This window comes from Halomonas sp. AOP7-B1-5 (assembly GCF_052353045.1).
GTDB lineage: Bacteria > Pseudomonadota > Gammaproteobacteria > Pseudomonadales > Halomonadaceae > Vreelandella > Vreelandella colorata.
Genome location: NZ_JBQTDC010000055.1, coordinates 1 through 17,593, shown reverse-complemented (window position 1 = coordinate 17,593; position 17,593 = coordinate 1). Strand labels below are relative to the sequence as shown.

At 52.2% G+C, this 17,593-nt stretch carries 14 protein-coding genes and 2 pseudogenes; 3 read left to right on the top strand and 13 right to left on the bottom strand.

Annotated elements, in window-relative coordinates:
* Positions 1-227: pseudogene (locus tag ACT3XD_RS18075) on the bottom strand (IS30 family transposase); the annotation flags it as partial.
* An 82-nt stretch (positions 228-309) separates the two neighbouring features.
* Here ACT3XD_RS18075 and ACT3XD_RS18070 point away from each other — a divergent pair.
* Complete coding sequence (locus ACT3XD_RS18070; protein WP_192539383.1) at positions 310-2,085, top strand: hypothetical protein; 1,776 nt, start codon at positions 310-312, stop codon at positions 2,083-2,085.
* Between the two features lie 66 nt (positions 2,086-2,151).
* Here ACT3XD_RS18070 and ACT3XD_RS18065 read toward each other — a convergent pair whose 3' ends face one another.
* On the bottom strand, positions 2,152-3,114 hold the full coding sequence (locus ACT3XD_RS18065) for a L,D-transpeptidase family protein (protein WP_192539384.1): 963 nt from the start codon (positions 3,112-3,114) through the stop codon (positions 2,152-2,154).
* Positions 3,115-3,309: 195 nt separating this feature from the next.
* On the opposite strand from ACT3XD_RS18065, the gene ACT3XD_RS18060 reads away from it, so the two are divergent.
* Entirely contained in the window at positions 3,310-3,987 is a 678-nt protein-coding gene (locus ACT3XD_RS18060; RefSeq protein ID WP_192539385.1) for a response regulator, read from the top strand.
* Positions 3,984-5,291, top strand: coding sequence for an ATP-binding protein (locus ACT3XD_RS18055; RefSeq protein ID WP_192539386.1), 1,308 nt, complete (start codon positions 3,984-3,986; stop codon positions 5,289-5,291). The genes ACT3XD_RS18060 and ACT3XD_RS18055 overlap by 4 nt, the downstream gene beginning before the upstream one ends.
* Positions 5,292-5,302: 11 nt before the next feature.
* On the opposite strand, the gene dsbG is transcribed toward ACT3XD_RS18055, so the two are convergent.
* The 11 genes and pseudogenes from dsbG to dptH form a co-directional block, all read right to left on the bottom strand.
* Positions 5,303-6,085 carry a thiol:disulfide interchange protein DsbG gene (gene dsbG / locus ACT3XD_RS18050; protein ID WP_192539387.1) on the bottom strand — a complete coding sequence of 261 codons (783 nt, stop codon included), beginning with the start codon at positions 6,083-6,085 and terminating at the stop codon, positions 5,303-5,305.
* A gap of 25 nt (positions 6,086-6,110) precedes the next feature.
* Positions 6,111-6,935, bottom strand: a complete 825-nt coding sequence (locus tag ACT3XD_RS18045) for a TlpA disulfide reductase family protein (RefSeq protein ID WP_192539388.1) — start codon at positions 6,933-6,935, stop codon at positions 6,111-6,113.
* Positions 6,932-8,839 carry a protein-disulfide reductase DsbD gene (gene dsbD / locus ACT3XD_RS18040; RefSeq protein ID WP_225736289.1) on the bottom strand — a complete coding sequence of 636 codons (1,908 nt, stop codon included), beginning with the start codon at positions 8,837-8,839 and terminating at the stop codon, positions 6,932-6,934. Before dsbD ends, ACT3XD_RS18045 begins: the two co-directional genes overlap by 4 nt.
* A 103-nt stretch (positions 8,840-8,942) precedes the next feature.
* Positions 8,943-9,359: a DUF6691 family protein gene (locus tag ACT3XD_RS18035; RefSeq protein WP_192539389.1), complete on the bottom strand. Its 417-nt coding sequence runs from the start codon at positions 9,357-9,359 to the stop codon at positions 8,943-8,945.
* Complete coding sequence (locus ACT3XD_RS18030) at positions 9,356-9,847, bottom strand: YeeE/YedE family protein (RefSeq protein WP_328515359.1); 492 nt, start codon at positions 9,845-9,847, stop codon at positions 9,356-9,358. The genes ACT3XD_RS18035 and ACT3XD_RS18030 overlap by 4 nt, the downstream gene beginning before the upstream one ends.
* A gap of 9 nt (positions 9,848-9,856) precedes the next feature.
* Positions 9,857-11,677, bottom strand: coding sequence for a SulP family inorganic anion transporter (locus ACT3XD_RS18025; RefSeq protein ID WP_192539391.1), 1,821 nt, complete (start codon positions 11,675-11,677; stop codon positions 9,857-9,859).
* Positions 11,678-11,679: 2 nt separating this feature from the next.
* Positions 11,680-12,903 (bottom strand): NAD(P)/FAD-dependent oxidoreductase, encoded by a 1,224-nt coding sequence (locus ACT3XD_RS18020; RefSeq protein WP_192539392.1) that lies wholly within the window; start codon positions 12,901-12,903, stop codon positions 11,680-11,682.
* 97 nt (positions 12,904-13,000) lie between these two features.
* Entirely contained in the window at positions 13,001-13,435 is a 435-nt protein-coding gene (locus ACT3XD_RS18015; RefSeq protein WP_318782780.1) for a TIGR01244 family sulfur transferase, read from the bottom strand.
* Positions 13,436-13,462: 27 nt separating this feature from the next.
* Positions 13,463-14,371 (bottom strand): MBL fold metallo-hydrolase, encoded by a 909-nt coding sequence (locus tag ACT3XD_RS18010; RefSeq protein WP_192539394.1) that lies wholly within the window; start codon positions 14,369-14,371, stop codon positions 13,463-13,465.
* A gap of 149 nt (positions 14,372-14,520) precedes the next feature.
* A pseudogene (locus ACT3XD_RS18005) lies at positions 14,521-14,796 on the bottom strand (transposase); the annotation flags it as partial.
* Between the two features lie 36 nt (positions 14,797-14,832).
* A partial coding sequence (gene dptH, locus ACT3XD_RS18000) for a DNA phosphorothioation-dependent restriction protein DptH (protein WP_444280626.1) occupies positions 14,833-17,593 on the bottom strand: 2,761 nt, incomplete at its 5' end.

The following is a 17,593-nucleotide window of genomic DNA, read 5'->3' as shown; positions in this document are numbered from 1 at the left end:
AGATAGCCACTGCTGAGTTCTACTAAGGTGCCCACTGCAGACGCATTGTTCTTGCCTTTGATCAGATCCCCTTCCCAGTGCCCGGGCATTTCACGCTTGCTAACCTCGGGGGGACGCAAATGAATACTGACCATGTCAGGGATCTGACCACGACGGTCTACTTGGCCACGGCGAGGTTTACGGGTGGTTTTCCCTTGTCGCAAGCAGTGAATCAGTTCCTTGCGCAGGTTGTCATTTTCAACAATTGTTGCGACTAAACAATAATTACTGCGACAAGCTCTATGTTGAGTTTACATAGAGCGCGCCCTTGTGACGGTTTCACTCAAACAATGCAGAACCTTTAGCTTTTCAGATGGCACTCTCAAAGACGAAGCTGAGCGCTTGGTCGTTTGGTGGTATGGGCCTATCGCCAAAAATACCCGCTCAGAAAGCGTCCCTAAAATTTATGTATTTTTCAGACCTATTGATCAGAATGACAATTTAGGGGATGTGATTGATCGACCGACGGTCTTAACACATGTCGGGCTATTGAGGATTGGTTCCGTCTGGGAAAAGGGGGTGAGCAACTCTCGCATCGCGTTTGATGAGAGAACATTCTCTGTTTCATTCTCTCCAGGCGGCTGGCGGATTGTCTCTCTAGATGACTTGCGCAAAGCGGGGCGCAGCCTCTATACCTCCTTTCATGATGCAAACTATTTACCACTGGACAGAAAGCAAAGATCGTACCTGATCGAGTTTGACCTTCCAGATGGCAAACACTTGCTCATCCCTTGCACAGAGTTTTTTACTCGCGTTTACGGCCGATCCTCTGAAATCAAGCGAGTGCTCGCCACTTACCCTTGGGAGAAGGTCAAAGAACGTCTTTATCGGCCGCTTAATGCGCCTGCATCCCCAGGTACGTGGCCTGTCAAATTTACGCATCGCGTTCATAAACACGATGCGATTTTGCTCGCGCACATGCTGTACGATCCCTATGCTGAACAGGCTGCCAGAAGGATTTATTCGCAGATTGAAGCCCGCTTCCCCGAAGATAGGATACTTTTTGAGGTCACGCCTTGGTTCCAGGGGAGCGGGGAGATCTCTGTTTCTGGCGTTCCGATTGATGACGGCAACACATTTCTAGGCTTGCAGATATTAGGCTGTACACAGCCTGAAGGTGCCACGATCCATCGCGAAAGAGAGAAATCAACGACAGTACCAGCCTCCGATGGCGATGATGCTCACACTCAATTTCCCTATCATCAGCTTCAAGACATCCCCGATGTCATTGACCTGACGGATGATGAAGAGCCCGACCATGGCTCTTCTTGGCTAGACCTTCCTGAGGACGAATTCGTTATTTTAGGTAAGCCTCGCGCCGTCTTGGATAAACGATATACCCGAAAAAACGTACCCGATACACGAGGCGTCCCCGTTCCTGGTGACGAAACAATTTTCTCCACTGGAGAGCCCTATGGGTCAGGGAAGGGAGTGGGACAAGCGTCTATTCACGCCCCCATTACACTGGAATCGCAGGGCTTTCTACGTGATATGTGGAATGCGCTTCTCTATTTAAAATCAACCTATCCTACAGCGATTCATAGCGTTAGCTGGTTTACCTTTGAAGACGGCTTCAGCACTTCCTCTGATCCTCGATTAATTAGCCTCGAACCCTTCGGCATAGACGATGATGTAGAAACGTCCGTGGCCAATTGGGTCTATATGGACACTCAGACCAAGGTTCCTCGCGGGGTACTCGTCATCAAGGTGCATGTGTTAGATCAAGCGCTTTATCTCGTGGAACTCCAGCGACGCCCTTCGAAACCCAGAAATGGCGGTAGAGAGAAAGGGTCAAAACCTCCTTCCTACAAAGGTTTAGTATTTACGCTGGATCACCAAGGCAGCTTTGAACACTGGTTGCGCCAAGTGCTGTCTAACGTGCGGCACGTTGAAGGTGTCGTTCAAAAACTCGTTCGTCACTGCCCAGGATTCGCCGATACGTTCAAGCACCCGAAAGCCAAAAATGAGAACGTTCCCGGAGAAGCTTCCGTGCTGAATGCCTTTAGCAAGGTCGGTATTACTCGCGGGGACTTGGTTGCATACTAAACATTAAGGCGAGCACTTGGCCACATTTGAACCCATAACAACCGCTAAATTTTACTAAAAAGTGGGCTAAATTAGTGGCTCTATACGCCCACTCCCCCTTCTAATCGCGTTCTTCATCGCTTCATAGTCAATGTTCGAGCGCTTTGTATCCGGCAATTCGTCGACATTGTTAACGATATTCAGCAAGTCGCTTATGCTCGTTTCTTGTTCATTAAGCGAAGTAAATGCCTGCACGTACGGCAAGTGGTTGGCATCTCTGCCAAGTTTGATCGGTTCATCGATAATATTGACTTGGGTACCGTTGGGTATTTGATCAAATACGGCCTTAATATCGTCAGGGTGCATACGGATGCAACCTCGACTGGCGCGCATACCAATGCCATCTGGTTGATTGGTGCCGTGGATTAAATAACCAGGGATATCTAATAAGATGGCGTGCTGACCGAGGGGGTTGTCGGGGCCTGGCGGAACGACGTTAGGCGGTGGGTCGCCGCGTGCAGCCGCTTCCCGGCGAACGGATTCAGGAGGATACCAAGCAGGGTCCTCAAGGCGCATGGTGGTTTTAGTAATCCCCAATGGCGTATCGAATCCATCGCGGCCAATACCAATGGGATAGGTCTCGACGCGAGGCATTTCATCATTTTGCACTTCGGGATAGTAGTAAAGCCGCAGCTCCGCAATATTGATCACCACTCCTTTACGCTCGACATCCGGCAGTATGTGCTGCGCTGGAATCTGAACCTGCGTTCCTTTCCCCGGAACCCAAAGACTGGTGTCAGGATTAGCTCGTCGAATTTCCTCGTAGCCGACACCGTGTGCGTGAGCAATATCGAGCAGGGTATCCTTTTCATCCTCTACGCTGACGGTATAAGTCTCGCCCACGATGTTGCCGGTTTCAGGCAACGGGTAATGTCCTAGTGGCAGTGATGGCTCGGCAAAAGCTGGAACTGAAACAAGCCACAATGCCACTATGAATACGCAGCGAAGCAGACAATCGCCGCATGTAGATTTTACAAAGCAAGAGCTCATAAGAAACGTTACTCACTATACGACGAAAAACTCATTAGGCATGATGAACATTAACTGTAAATGAAGTGCGGATAATGGTGGCTCTTGGCATGTTTTGATCTGTCGACTGCAAAATGGAGGCTGCCTCATCTTAACTTCATCCCTGACTGGCATACTGCTGATAGATACCACTTTCCATGCCATTGAGGAGTAAGTATGCGGGTATTACTGGTCGAGGATGATGCTCCGGTAGCGGCTGGCGTCGAAGCAGGATTGGCGCTAAGCGGCTTTGTGGTTGATAACGTCACTACCCTGGATGCTGCGAAAGGCGCGCTAGCCACCATTAACTACGATGCCGTCATACTCGATCGCCGTTTGCCTGATGGTGATGGGTTAACGTTGTTGCAGCAGTGGCGTCGTGCTCGTGTTGCGACACCCGTACTGATGCTGACGGCGCGAGACGCCGTGGCGAGCCGCGTCGAGGGCCTTCAGAGTGGCGCCGACGACTATTTGATCAAGCCGTTTGATCTTGACGAGTTAACCGCCAGACTTCAGTCGCTCTTGCGCCGGACGGCAGGGCAAGTGGACCACGCCATACGTCACGGTAGCCTGGCATTAGACCCCGTTACACGTAGCGTCACGCTTGAGGGTGAGCCAGTCGCTTTGTTGCGACGTGAGTTGATGCTGCTGGAAGCGCTGATTCGCGCTCGTGGGCGAATTCTGAGCGCCGATCAATTGAAGGATTGCCTTTACGGTATTGATGATGAGATCGAAAGTAATGCGCTTAATGTGCACATCTACCAACTGCGTCGCAAGCTGGGGCGTAACGTGATCGAAACCGTGCGAGGTGTGGGTTATCGACTTGGCAAATACAACAGTGATGCGACCTCATGAATCTGCGCTTACGCCTGGTTGCCACACTTGGAATTACACTCGTGCTGCTATGGAGTATCACGGCCATATGGTCAATGCGCGACCTGTCGACACAGTTGGAAGAGTCTCTGGACCAGCGTCTGGCTCAATCGGCGCGAATGGTGTCTGGTTTGTTGGATCGCGTGCCAGCAACGGCTTGGAACGGTACAGAAGATGAAATGTCAACGATTCCTTCGCTGGATGGTATCGCTTGTCGAGTATCATCGCTTCGTGGTCAAGTGGTGGCGGGTACGCATCCGGAAATGAACGATGTGCTTGCCGTCGAGGCTGAGGGATATCGTTATCGCGAGCACAACGGGCAGCGTTGGAGAGTTTACACGTTAGTTGATAACGACAAGCGTATTACGGTGGCAGATCGTTTGAAAGAGAGAGAAGCACTGCTGCTGAAAGTTCGTCAAGCCGCGTTTTACCCGTTTCTATTAGCGCTGGTGGGCAGCCTGATTGCGCTATGGTGGGGAGTGACACGCGGGCTTGCTCCTCTTTCCAGGTTACAACGGCGGCTCATGTCACGCAGTCACGACGATCTTTCGGCATTGCCTGTCCACGGATTGCCTAGTGAAATTCGCCCACTGATCCATAGCTTCAATACGTTGCTGTCACGAACGCGACGTATGCTTGAGTTGGAGCAACGCTTTACCGACGATGCCGCCCATGAGCTGCGAACACCACTGACCGCTATTCGCACACATCTACAGATTGCTCGACGTGTTGATGGTCATCGGCAGTATGAAGCGATGCAGCAGGCGGAGGCGGGGGTAGATCGGCTAACCAAAACGCTAGGTCAGTTATTGTTGTTGGCGCGAATGGAAAGCGAAGAAATCATACGGGGCAGTCATTTCGATCTGACTTCTGTTGGAGAAGCGCTGGCGACAGCGATAGCAGAAACCGGTAGCCATGACCATTGCCAGTATGACAAAAACGTGTACTTGGTACGTGTTGCTCTACCGGAGGCGCTTTTGGTGACGGTTCTACGCAACTTGCTCGAAAATGCGATGCGTCACGGAGCGCCCGGCGCGCCGATAGAGATTGCCGTACAGGAATCAGAAGGAATGGCCTTCATCGATATCACCAGCCAAGGTAAAACGATTGCTACCGAATACCTCTCCCGCCTAACGGAGCGCTTTCATCGAGGAGATCATCCTCAAGGTAGTGGCTTGGGTCTTTCGATCGTCGAGGCGATTGTCACCCGGGCTGAAGGCAGAGTGACGTTCGCGTCTGGCAATGGTGTTGGGCTAAGGGTAACGCTTCAATTACCTTCGGGTTGAACCCACTTAGGTCAAGGTGTATCGCTCCCCATAATGGATCGAAGCTTATCTGGCGAGGGGGCCCCCATCACACTGTGCACGTTGCCATTATCATCCTGGTAAAAGGTCGCAGGCGTTGCAAAGAGTTGGCCATCGCGCATTAGCTGAGTGTTTTCACTAACCCACTGCTCGCTTTGGTCATTTCCTTGATTTTCAGGCATGGCATCGTTGCGGTAATGCTCAGCCAGCGCTTCGCCAGGATTATCCGCATTGAGTATCGCGGCTGCCTTTGCTGGGCTGTCTGCCTTGAGAATACCTACCATCAAATGACGAATCTGAACGTCACCACTTTCAACCCAGGGTTGGGCATCTTCCCACAGTTGGCGGCAGTAAGGACAATTGGGGTCACTAAAGGTATATATGATGCGAGGTGCCTCTTTATCACCATCGCGCACCCAGTGTTGATCAGCCATTTCTTGCCATAACTCGGCATTTCTTGAGCCGTTGACGAGCTGCTCTAGCCGCTCAGCTGAAACATCTTGGCCCTCGGCATTGATCAGTGTACCTAGCACCGCATGCTCGCCTCCTGAGGTGAGGTATGCCGCGAAAGTCTGACCACGAGCACTGCCGGCATACCCCGTAAGTCCATCGGGCGCATCGAATTCACCATGAATCGTGAGACCTTGCTGTTGGAGCTGTTGAATAGGGTCAGGCCACTCATCGGCAGTCGCATGCAGGCTTGTCGCCAGCGCGATGCCAGCCCCAAGAGTTAGTGTGAGGCGTCGTAGCGTCATACAGGTATAGAAAGCGGACATATGCGTTATTTCCGTAGTGAGTTAGTTAGAGGTTGAAACGCTCAAGGCTGCGATCAAGCGTGGCGCGAGAGAGCTCACCAAAGTGGGTGTCAACAAGCGTGCCATCGGCGTTGTAATAAAGCGTGGTGGGCATGGCCATGGCACCTACGTCATGGCCGAGCGCATTGTTCTGGTCGAGATAAACATTATCGAGCGTGAGTGACTCTTGCTGTAAAAAGGCATTAACGGTGCTGAGGTCCTCGCCCTGATTGACGAATACAAACGTCACGTCGTCGCGCTCTTGTTGTGCCTGCTCAAATACAGGCATTTCGCGTCGACACGGCGGGCACCAGCTGGCCCAAAGATTAACCACCATGGGGCGACCGGCTTCGCTTAGTACAGCGGGAAGCGTCACCTCATCATGCTGAAGTGTGGTTAACGGCGTTGAAGGAATGCTCGCGCCTTGAGGCGCCATGAGTACTAATGCGCCCGCCGTCAGTGACCAGGTCAGAACCCCTGATATTACGGCTGTCCCGAGAGGACCGCGCTCGCGAGGTTGGCGCCATAACCGCCAAATCAGATACACCAAAGCGACGACAACTCCAGCTAGCGGCTCGAAGCCGCGATCGCGTATGTCGAGCCAAGACCAGAACGTGTCGTAGCTCCCCCCATATTGAGCGATGAAAAAGAGTCGTGCCCCGATGACTCCCAAGAGCGCAGCATTGAAGACGCTATCGCCAACGTAGACCTTTCGACGGCGGCCTAGCCAGCTTCCGACGATCAGCGCGACAACGATAGACAGCATCAGCAAAAGTTGTCCCACGCTCAGACCTAGCGGGCCGATAGCGAGGCTGCGATCCAGGGGGCTCATGAACCACCCCCGGTGGCATTACTGCCGGTTTGTTTGGCTTGAGCAAAGCGCTCCAGAAATACGTCAGCGTCCAGCTCGCCGATAATACGCGCGCTGCGTCGCTCCTGCCCGTCGGGGCCGAACCACATCAGCGTCGGCGGCCCAACGATGCCGAAGTGCTCCATGATCTCCTTGTCAGAGGTATCGTAGTCGGTCACATCGATACTTAACCGCTGTACATCCTGTAGCTCAGATTGAACGGTGGGGTCGGTAAAAACTTCCTGTTCGATTACTTCACAGGAGATGCACCAGTCGGCCGTAAATTCGATGAGTGTCATCTGGCCGCTAACCTCGGTCTGGGCAACACGGGCGTTAAGCGTGGCCAAATCGTCGACCTCATCGAAGGTAAGCGGTTGTTCGGCGTTTGATGACGATGCTTCAGTGGTTAAGCCATCGTTGGTGGATGTATAGACCGCTAGCGGGCGCCAGGGGTCAGAAGCGCCACCGGCAGCGCCGATTAACACTAGTGCACTCCATAATCCGATGATGACTGCGCTTGCTGTTGCTGTTTGAGAGGCCACCGTTGAGGCATTGCCTCCCAGTGCCATGGCCTTTAACGAAACGGCAAAACCCAGCCCCAGTGCGCCCCATAGCGCGAGGATAATGGCATCAGGTGCTACGCGATCCACAAACCAGATCGCCATCCCCAATAATACAAAGCCGAAAATCGCTCTGATGCGAACCATCCAAGCACCGGGCTTAGGCAGCAACTGGCTACCCACCGTGCCGATCAGGATCAGTGGTAGGCCCATTCCTAGGCCAAGCGATAACAGGGCTGCACCGCCCAGCCAGGGGTTACCACTATCAGCAATGAACAATAGCGCTCCCGCTAGCGGTGCGGTCATGCAGGGCCCTACCAGCAGTGCAGAGAGCACCCCCATGATGGCAACCCCTTTCAAGCGCCCGCCGCGTTGACGCGACATGCCGGCATCAAGGCGCTGGCGAAGCGCGCTCGGTAGCTCTAATTCAAACAAGCCGAACATGGACAGGGCGAGAACGACAAACAGTAGTGAGAACAGGCCGATAAACCAGGTGCTCTGAAACAGCATCTGTAGATTGGCACCTGCCATGGCAGCGGCCACGCCGAGTAGCGCATAGGTGGCCGCCATGGGCAGGATAAAGGCAGTAGACATCACGAAACCTGCCGTCCGGTGGTTCTCGCCTACCTTTCGTCCTCCCACGATCAGGCTGGACAGAATCGGTATCATCGGCAATACACAGGGCGTGAATGTCAGTAACAGCCCCATGCCGAAAAACGCCGCCAGCGTCCAGAGCCCGTTACCTCCCTCCAGTTGCGCTGCCAGCTGCTGGTCTTCTGCCATCGTATTTTTTAGGTCGGAAGTGGAGCTTTCTTCAGATCCGGGGGCATGCGTGGCAATGGAGGGCTCGTGCGTTTCAGATATGTCCTGGCCAGCAGGTGCTAAATCAAAGGTCTTTTCTTGAGGTGGATAGCACAGGCCCGCATCGGCGCAGCCCTGCCAACGAAGGGTGATTGTGTCGGCGTTACCAGGCTGAGTGGTCATACTCAATGAGTGACGGTAAATCTCAGAGCGGCCAAAATATTCATCCTCAATTACTTCTCCGTCAGGCATATTCAGCGATAGCTCACGTCCTTCGGCTTCGGCGGAAAAAGCATGGCGGTAAAGGTAGTAGTCGGGTTCGATTTGCCAATCGATCTTCAGCGATTCGCCATCATGACCAAGTGTTGGCTTGAAGACTTGCTCTGGAGGAAGAACGCTCTCTTGCTGGCCAAAAAAAGATTGTGCGGTGGCAACTGTGGTAACGCTCAGCAACCCCACTAATAACACCCATTGCACTAGCTTAAAGCACACGACCTCGTGTATCGGCCTGTTCATCGCTCGCATTTCCAGCACTCCTGATTTAATGCTGGACAGAGTGGCGTATGGAGATTAACTGAAAATGAGGTTTTCCTGCTGGGTAGCTTATTGGGTGACGATATTCCAAACGTTATGCAGTTTTAGGGGTGATCGCGAGAGCCAAGAACCAACCCATTACCATGGTTACAAGCATGGCGAATAGCGGTGCAGAAAGCCCACTGATGGAGGCGAAGGCTGGGCCGGGGCAATAGCCAGAAAGCCCCCACCCGATGCCAAACAGTGAGGCTCCGCTGATTAAGCGAATATCCAGGTCTTGTCGAGTGGGCAGCTGAAAACGCTCACCAAAGAAGGGGTGCGGGCGACGCAGCACCAACCTATAACCAATAAAATTCGTGACCACAGCGCCACCGAGCACGAACATCAGGGTCGGATCCCAGGCACCGGCGATATCCAGGAAGCCGAGCACCCGTGCCGGATCCGTCATGCCGGAGATGGTCAGTCCAAGGCCAAAGATCAGGCCCGCGATGTATCCCATCAACGTTTTCATACGTTGCCTCCCATGACATGTCGAACCACGAAGACGGTAATAATCGCAGCGATGAGAAAGGTAACGGTGGCGACGAGGGAACGCATTGATAGCCGAGCGAGACCGCAAACACCGTGCCCGCTAGTGCAGCCGCTTCCTAGGCCTGTTCCCAAGCCCACTAGCAAGCCAGCGACCAACATTAGCGGCATACCCCCACTCGGCTGACCGATCACCTCGTTTGGCGCACCGGCTACATTGCCGAGCCCGCCAATGAAAAGTGCTAGTACGGGGCCGCTCACCAGCCCTATAACGAAGGCCAAGCGCCAAGCGCTATTCCCCTTCGGTCGGCTAGTGATGAGTGTACCGATAATGCCGCTGATACCAGCGATACGGCCCAGAGTAGCCATCAGCCAAGTTGCTGAGAGACCGATAAGAACACCGCCGATCAGTCCCTGAAAGCTTGCTGTAAAATCCACGATATATTCCTCTCGTGTTAAGTGATGATGCATACCGCCGGATTATTCGCCCCTGTTGTTGTCGACACTGTCGTCAACAACAGCCGTGGGCTGATTGCTATTGGCGACTTGCCTAGCCTCGTTAGAGGCCAAGGCCGGTGACGAGAGAGTGTCGCCTTGGTGGTGCAAAGCGCGCCAGGCCTCATAGGTGGTAAAAAATACCTGCCCGGTCAACTCATGATAAAACAACGTGTGTTTTAGGTGATCCATTACCGGCCCCTTTACTTCGGCCAAATGGAGTGTCGCGCCCGCGTCTTTTAAACGCCCGTTGATCGCCTCCAGGCTTTCCAGCGCTGAAGCATCAATCACGTTCACTGCCTGGCAAGTCAGAACAATATGGTGCAGCGACAATGAACGTGCCGCCAATTCCATGACCGTATCTTCCAGGTAACGCGCATTGGCGAAATAGAGGCTTTCGTCTATTCGCAGAATGGCGAGCCGCTCGTCGATTTCAACCGTATGGCGCTTTACGTTGCGAAAGTGCTCGGTGCCAGGCACTCGACCGACTACCGCGCTGTGGGGCTGACTGGTGCGATAAAGGTGCAGCCCTAATGACAGCAACACGCCGCTTATAATGCCGATTTCGATGCTGTGCATCAGGGTAAGCAAAAGCGTGACCACCATCGCAATACCATCGCTGCGGGAATACAGCCAGGTACGTTTTACTGCAGGGAGATCAATTAATGTGCCGACCGCCACTATAATAGTGGCAGCCAGGGTCGCCGTAGGCAAAAAAGCCAGCAGGTCCGTCAGTAACAGTGTTGAGAGCACGATTCCCAGTGCGGTGAAGGCGCCTGCTAGCGGTGTCGCCGCGCCTGCTTCAAAATTAACCACCGACCGAGAAAACCCACCGGAGACCGGCGAGCCACCGCTTACGCCTGCGCCCAAGTTGGCCATCCCCAAGGCAATTAGCTCTTGATTGGGATCAATACGCTGGCGACGCTTGGCGGCAAGCGTTTGAGCCACGGAAATCGACTCAACAAACCCTACCAGGCTGATCAGCAGCGCGGCGGGGAGTAACCCCAACCACAGTGATTGATCAAAGTCAGGGAGCGCAATCGTGGGCATGCCGCTGGGCACAAAGCCGACCAAATTCACACCGCACTGCTCCAGGTTCAACAGCCAAGCCAATAATGTCGTAACAATGACCGCTGAAATTGGCGCTGCCTTGACCAGTAGCGCCGCCACACCAGCGGAAACACCGGCCATTCCTAGCCACTGTTTTAGCCACTTGCGGCACACCCACAAATACCCCCACACGCCCAAGCCAATAAGCAACGTAATGGCATTTACCTGCTGCCACTGGTTAAACAGTGCGCCCAACACCTCAATGACGTTATGACCTGACGCCTCAACGCCCACAATATGCTTTAGCTGACTTACAGCAATTAAAATACCCGAGGCCGTTACAAACCCCGAGATCACCGGATGGCTTAGAAAGTTAGCCAAAAAACCCAGCCGTAAAACGCCCATGGCGATAAGAATAAGCCCTGAAAGCGCTGCTAACACTAACGCAGCCCCCACGTACTCCGGACTCCCTTGAGTCGCAAAACTACTTAATGCTGAGGCCGTCATCAGTGCCGCAACGGCCACTGGCCCGACCGCTAACGTCGCGCTGGTACCAAAAATGGCGTACAGCACTAGCGGCAACATGCTGGCATACAGCCCCATTTCTGGCGGCAACCCCGCTAATAACGCATACGCTAACGCCTGGGGTACCAGCATCAGCGTTACGATCACTGACGCCAGTGCATCCTGTGAGAGAAATGTGCGGTTGTAGGATTTCAGCCAGCCAATGAGCGGGATCCAACGTTCCAGCATCATAATTAACTAAGCCACTCTTTGCCCCGTAACATTAACCGCCAATAAATCCAGGGCAGCGCTTTGGCTTTTAGCAGCCAGGCAGCGCGGGTGGGGTGGGTGCCGTCGTTGACCCATTTAGGAAACGTTGGCTGTAATTGACCGTTATAGCCAAACTCCGCCAGCACAATTTTGCCTCTCTCAACGGTGAGTGGGCATGAACCATAGCCGTAATAAGCCGCGCTAAGCGGTTGCTCGTGGAGCGAGGCTAGGACATTTTGAGCGACGACTGGGGCCTGTTTGCGCACCGCCGCTGCCGTTTTGGCATTGGTAGTACCACTAGCATCGCCCAGCCCAAAGATATTGGGATAACGTTCGTGCTGCAGCGTACTGGCATTTAAATCGAGCCATCCGCCTGAATTAGCGAGGCCCGACTCAGCAATTAAAACCGGGGCTTTTTGAGGAGGTACTACGTGGAGCATATCGAACGGTCGCTCAACTGTTTGCGAACCGTTTTCGCCTGCGACTTCAAATTGCGCTACTTTTGCAGCACCGTCTACCGCAGTTAAGCGATTTTTATAAGCAGTTTCAATGCCGTAATGCTCGATATACTTTTGTAGTGCAGGCACGTAATCCTTTACGCCGAACAGCACCTCACCGGCGTTGCAAAATGTAGTTTCAATCTGCCCAAGGTTGCCTTGTTTTCGCCAGTGGTCGCAGGCCAAGTACATGGCCTTTTGAGGAGCACCGGCACACTTGATAGGCATCGGTGGTTGAGTGAACAGCGCTTTGCCCTGGGTCAGCGACTTCACCAGTGACCATGTATAAGGTGCAAGATCATAGCGGTAGTTCGAGGTTACACCGTTGTGACCAAGCGTCTCTTCAAGCCCGCTGATAGCACTCCAATCAACCACAAGCCCTGGTGCGACGATCAGGCGTCGATAGCCCAGCGTCTGGCCGCTTGTGAGCACGACACTCTCGGTATCAGGGTTAATGCTTTTGGCAGTAGTTTGATGCCAAGTGGCTTTTTTAGGCACCACGTCTGCCATAGGCTTACGAGTAGATTCCTGAGTAAAAATACCGCCACCCACCATGGTCCAGCCTGGCTGATAAAAATGATCTTCTGCGGGCTCAATAATGGCGATGGTTAAGTCTGACTGTCGATTGAGTAAACTAGCAGCAACCGAAATACCGCCTGCACCGCCGCCAATAATGACCACATCGTAGGTTGCCGTGTGTTGAGAATTCATAAGGGCTCCAGCATATGTTGTTTATTGTTATCCATTGGCTTTTTGCGCAAATCATCCACGCTGCTAATCCTTTCCTTCAGTCCTGTTTAGCAGCCGTTTATGCGCTCTGGCTCTCCAGGGCTTGCCGATGCTCTTCAAGATCAACGCCAGCCTCTTTTGCGGCGGCAAATAGTGTTGTCAACTCACACTGATCCGATAGTCGTCGGGCATAGGCCCACAAGTGAGTCGCCCGCTTACCTGTGCGGCAGAAAGCCAGAATAGGGCGTGGAAGATGCGCCAAGGAGTCGGCGAACGCCTGAATATCTTCCTGGCTGTATTCGCCAGGCTTGACAGGGATATGTACCCAGGCAAGGCCAAGCTGATTAGCCTTATGGCGGTAGCTCGCCTCCTCGGGGAAGTCATCACTCTCTCCCGGCACGCGGTTACATATCACCGCGTTAAAACCGAGAGCTTTTACTTCGTCCAATTCATCAATCGTTAGCGCTGAGGTTATCTCAACGCCTTGTTCTAAAAGCTTGGTTTGCAAGGTCACACCTCATATCGTCTGGAGTCACTGGACTCAGTCCCAGGCAGCGCCTTCCAGGGCATCCAGAGGAATTTTCAAATAGCGCTTACCATTGGCTTCGGGCTCTGGCAGACAGCCACCGCACGTGTTGACTTGCAGCGCATGCAAAATCAACTTGGGCATGGGCAATTCGCTATCTCGCTGTTGGCGCAGCTCGATGTAGCTCTCCTCGTTTTTGCCTGCCAGGTGAGGGTTGTTGGCGCGTTGTTCGGCAACGCTACTTTGCCAGTTTGGCTCGCGGCCATTCGGCATATAGTCGTGGCCGGTGAACAGTCGTGTATCATCGGGTAGAGCGAGAATTTGCTGGATAGAGTCCCACAGTGCTTTGGCACTGCCGCCTGGGAAATCCGCCCGCGCGGTGCCGAAATCCGGCTGGAACAGGGTATCGTTAACAAACGCCGTATCGCCGATCACATAGGTGATTGAGGCCAGCGTATGGCCGGGTGAATGCAGCACGCGAGCACTTAGCTCACCAATATGAAAGGTATCGCCTTCTGTAAACAGCGTGTCCCATTGACGGCCGTCGGTGGGCATGTCTGGCCAGTGATAAATCTCTTGCCAAAGCGCCTGCACTTGAGTGACGTATTGGCCAATCGCCGTCGGCGCACCGGTTTGCTCTTTTAGATACTGCGCGGCGGAGAAGTGATCAGCATGAGGGTGAGTGTCCAGAATCCACTCAACTATTAGCCCCTCCTTTGCGACGTATTCCAACAAGGTGTCAGCATTAAACGTTGCCGTCGCGCCGGATTTCTCATCGAAATCCAGTACCGGGTCGATAATCGCACACCGCTTAGTAGCGGGGTCACTGACGATGTACTGCACGCTAAACGTACGTGAATCAAAAAAACCGGCTACGTCGGGTGTGCCTTTTCCAGTACTGCGGGACAGGGCAAAGGTCTTCATGCGTAAGCTCCTAAAAAAAGTTTTTTAATAGCTAGCGTTGTATACAGCTTAAAAACAACAATGGTTATAAATATAGCTCATTTTGGAATATAAACAATAATCAGCCAAAAAATGCCGCCACCCTAGCAATAGGTGGCGGCGATCAAATCAAGGCGGTTTGGGTAGATATGAACGATGAGGTCAAAACGCTCGGTGCCTGGCAGCAGCTTATGTTTCGGGCGACAGGGTGCTCGCCGCCGCTCTCGTTGCTGTTGGGCATGCCGGGCACAGTAGCTATTCTGATCCCTCTGGTTGCGGCGTATTTCACGAGAAATCGTTGAGGGGGCTCGTCCCAGGAGTCTAGCGATGTATCGTAAGCTCATCCCCTGGGCTTGGCCAACCTGGATACTGGCACGCTCTTCAATGCTGAGTTCGATGTATGACATACGGAAACACCTTAGCGGAAAGCTCTGGTGTTGCACTCAGTTTCTGCGGCCAAGCTCCCAAAAAGCCAGATCTTTCATCTTGGCTACTTTCTTTTTACCATCTACATACAAGCTATAGTGCTTTTCAAGCTTGCGGATCTCACTCATATAAAACTCCTCGCTTTGCTTGCTTGGAGTATTGAAGATGGCCTTTATCTCTTGCGATTTTATATTGGCAACCTGGTGAATCACCCAGGATAAAATCAGAGTTGAATAATCGTTGTCGCCGGTTTTGAAATGCGTCAATTCCTGTGTAGAAAGAATGGTCCCTACGCCAAACTCACGACCTTCTTTCAGGATTTTCTTCAGGCTATCGAAATCCTGTGACATAAAATTGTCGGCTTCGTCGACTAGAATCATCTTAGATATCTGGCGAAAGTTACCATCCAGCCTTGAACTACCCTGCTGATGCATTTGGGTGTAAAACAAATCCAAAGTCAGAGCAACAACCAAATTCTGAATACTGGGATCATAACCCGATAGGTTAATAACCGTTACGCCATCTACTAAATCGTAGAGCGACTGCGTTTTATTGGTATCCGGCTCAAAGATTTTAAAGCCAATCAGGTCGTCTAGTGCAGCGTATAGAGAATCCTGCTCAACCTTCTCCTGCGCCTGAAATTCTGCCCAAACATCTGCAAGCGTTGGAGCTGATTTGCTCCACGTAGAAGGATCTTCCGGATATATTCCGGCTGCTTCATACGCATCCATCACAAGGGTGCGCACTTTGTTCTGTTGCTTTGGGCCAAGCCCAAACGCTTTGGCTACTGTGGTGCGAAATAGGTTGGCCGTATGCATCGGCTGCATCGGCCGGTTACCAAATACTGCGAACGGGTTAAATGGTAGATGGAACAGGTCGTATACCTTGGCATTGCTCGCCTCTACAAACTCATCCTTAACGTAGTCAGCCTTGTAGTCGAAGATTAGGATGCCAATGTCAGTACCACCTACATTGTTATGTTGATTCCGCACCAGCTGGGTAATCATCGACTTAGTGAATTGCGTCTTCCCTGTACCCATCGTGCCAATAATTCCGGTATTCGTATTGAAGAGCTTTTCGGTATTCGTAGGCTCCCAATAGATTACCTCACCGCTTTGAACATCCTTGCCAAACTCAACCTTGAGTGGCTCGGCGGGTGTCACAGGTACGGAATTGTTTACCTTCTCTTCGGAAGGATCATCAGCCGCAGCAAGGAAGACACCACTACCATGCTTTGAAAACGGACACATAACCGTTTCCGACTGATTAGAATCAGACTCCTTCGCTGTATCTTCTTTCACGTCTGCAAGCTCTTGTTCATTGAAAGGCTGCAGAAAATATTCCTTGGGCACATGAAGCAGTGAGGAATTGTCGATTTTCCCTTTGAGTTCTTGGTAAGGGGTTCTTACCAGCTCATCGAGAAGCCCCATCGGTATTTCAGCCTGTAGAACACCTTCTGTGAGCTCGTACTTCTCTTCAAAACAGGATTCATTATTGATATGGGCCACGACCATGGCACTAGGATAATCCGGGAGCTGACCGATTCCATATTGCCCTTCTAGCCACTCTTCTCGATGGTTGAGGAAGTCCGCAAAATGGCTATCCTCGAACACTTGATACAACTGATACTTCTCGATTTGCAGAAGCACCTGGCGAATGAATAGTCCGCGATAGAGCCGAGACGCAAGCGTGTCCGGCCCCAGGAGGTCTTCTTCCATGTATCGCTTCAACTCCAGCGCCTGCTCTCTCGCCTTGGAGAAATCAGGGCGGCCCCCAGCTTTCACCTCCACAGGTAAAAGGTAGAGCTGACCTTCCTTAAAACCTGCAAACAAGATGTCGTCAGAAATTGCCCCTTTCTTAATCTTGCGATTGTGGCGCGAAAAATCACTATCAGTCATCGCAAGGCCGATATTGCCAGCCACTCTTATCATTTCGGCGACAGAGATAGGAACCCAAGTGATATCTGACTTGGCCAAAAGGGTACTAACGATTTTATAGGCACCGATAATACCTTCTTTAGCAATCTTTTCTTTAGCGTGATCGGTAATCAGTCTGAGCAACCATTCACCATTGAACGCATTAAACTCTCGAATTAATGCATTGCCAGCATTGCCCAGGACGTTTTTATAAAGATCAACTTGCTTGGTAACGGTGATCGCGTCATAGCCCGACGAGCTTGTGTATTGATCGGAGTAGTGAATCAGAATCACGCCTTCGGTGGCTTCAAAGAACTTCAGCGTAACCTTTGGATCTATGATGGTCGTCCATACCGAACTATCGTAAGAGCGCTCCAGTAAAGACATAAATTCCTGACTCACTGCTAGGCTCGTAGCCGAATGATCATGATAGACATCATTCTTCGACTGGGAGGGACGCCAAAGTGCTCCTATTAACTTGGCCAGCTTCAGGTGAGGTAAAGAGCTGTAATCAACATCTTTCAAGCCAAATGCTGTGAAGTATCGGTCGCCCTCACTCCTCGAAGACTCACCTGATAACAGCCCAGCACAAGCAACACCCGAGAGATGTCCATCAATGTTATTGTCAACAGCTTCCACTTTCTGATCATTCTTGAAGAATGTCAGATGAGAATAAGCTTGCTCTTCCACATGGCTATGTTGAAACTTACTAAACGTTAGCCTGGTCCGCAGCAAATCAATTACCGCATCGGCATTACGACGAGCAGCTCCCTGATCGAGACCATACCGTTCTTTGATTTCGTCATACATCCCCATCTCAGCGAAAAGATCAAACTCAGTCTCGACCAGCTCCTCGTCGTAG

Bases quoted from the DNA above. Each gene is read 5' to 3' on its own strand.
- ACT3XD_RS18010 (WP_192539394.1), bottom strand. From the start codon at position 14,371: ATGAAGACCTTTGCCCTGTCCCGCAGTACTGGAAAAGGCACACCCGAC.
- dsbD (WP_225736289.1), bottom strand. From the start codon at position 8,839: ATGCGAGCGATGAACAGGCCGATACACGAGGTCGTGTGCTTTAAGCTA.
- ACT3XD_RS18030 (WP_328515359.1), bottom strand. From the start codon at position 9,847: ATGCATCATCACTTAACACGAGAGGAATATATCGTGGATTTTACAGCA.
- ACT3XD_RS18065 (WP_192539384.1), bottom strand. From the start codon at position 3,114: ATGAGCTCTTGCTTTGTAAAATCTACATGCGGCGATTGTCTGCTTCGC.
- ACT3XD_RS18020 (WP_192539392.1), bottom strand. From the start codon at position 12,903: ATGAATTCTCAACACACGGCAACCTACGATGTGGTCATTATTGGCGGC.
- ACT3XD_RS18060 (WP_192539385.1), top strand. From the start codon at position 3,310: ATGCGGGTATTACTGGTCGAGGATGATGCTCCGGTAGCGGCTGGCGTC.
- ACT3XD_RS18045 (WP_192539388.1), bottom strand. From the start codon at position 6,935: ATGAGCCCCCTGGATCGCAGCCTCGCTATCGGCCCGCTAGGTCTGAGC.
- ACT3XD_RS18055 (WP_192539386.1), top strand. From the start codon at position 3,984: ATGAATCTGCGCTTACGCCTGGTTGCCACACTTGGAATTACACTCGTG.
- dsbG (WP_192539387.1), bottom strand. From the start codon at position 6,085: ATGTCCGCTTTCTATACCTGTATGACGCTACGACGCCTCACACTAACT.
- ACT3XD_RS18025 (WP_192539391.1), bottom strand. From the start codon at position 11,677: ATGATGCTGGAACGTTGGATCCCGCTCATTGGCTGGCTGAAATCCTAC.
- ACT3XD_RS18035 (WP_192539389.1), bottom strand. From the start codon at position 9,359: ATGAAAACGTTGATGGGATACATCGCGGGCCTGATCTTTGGCCTTGGA.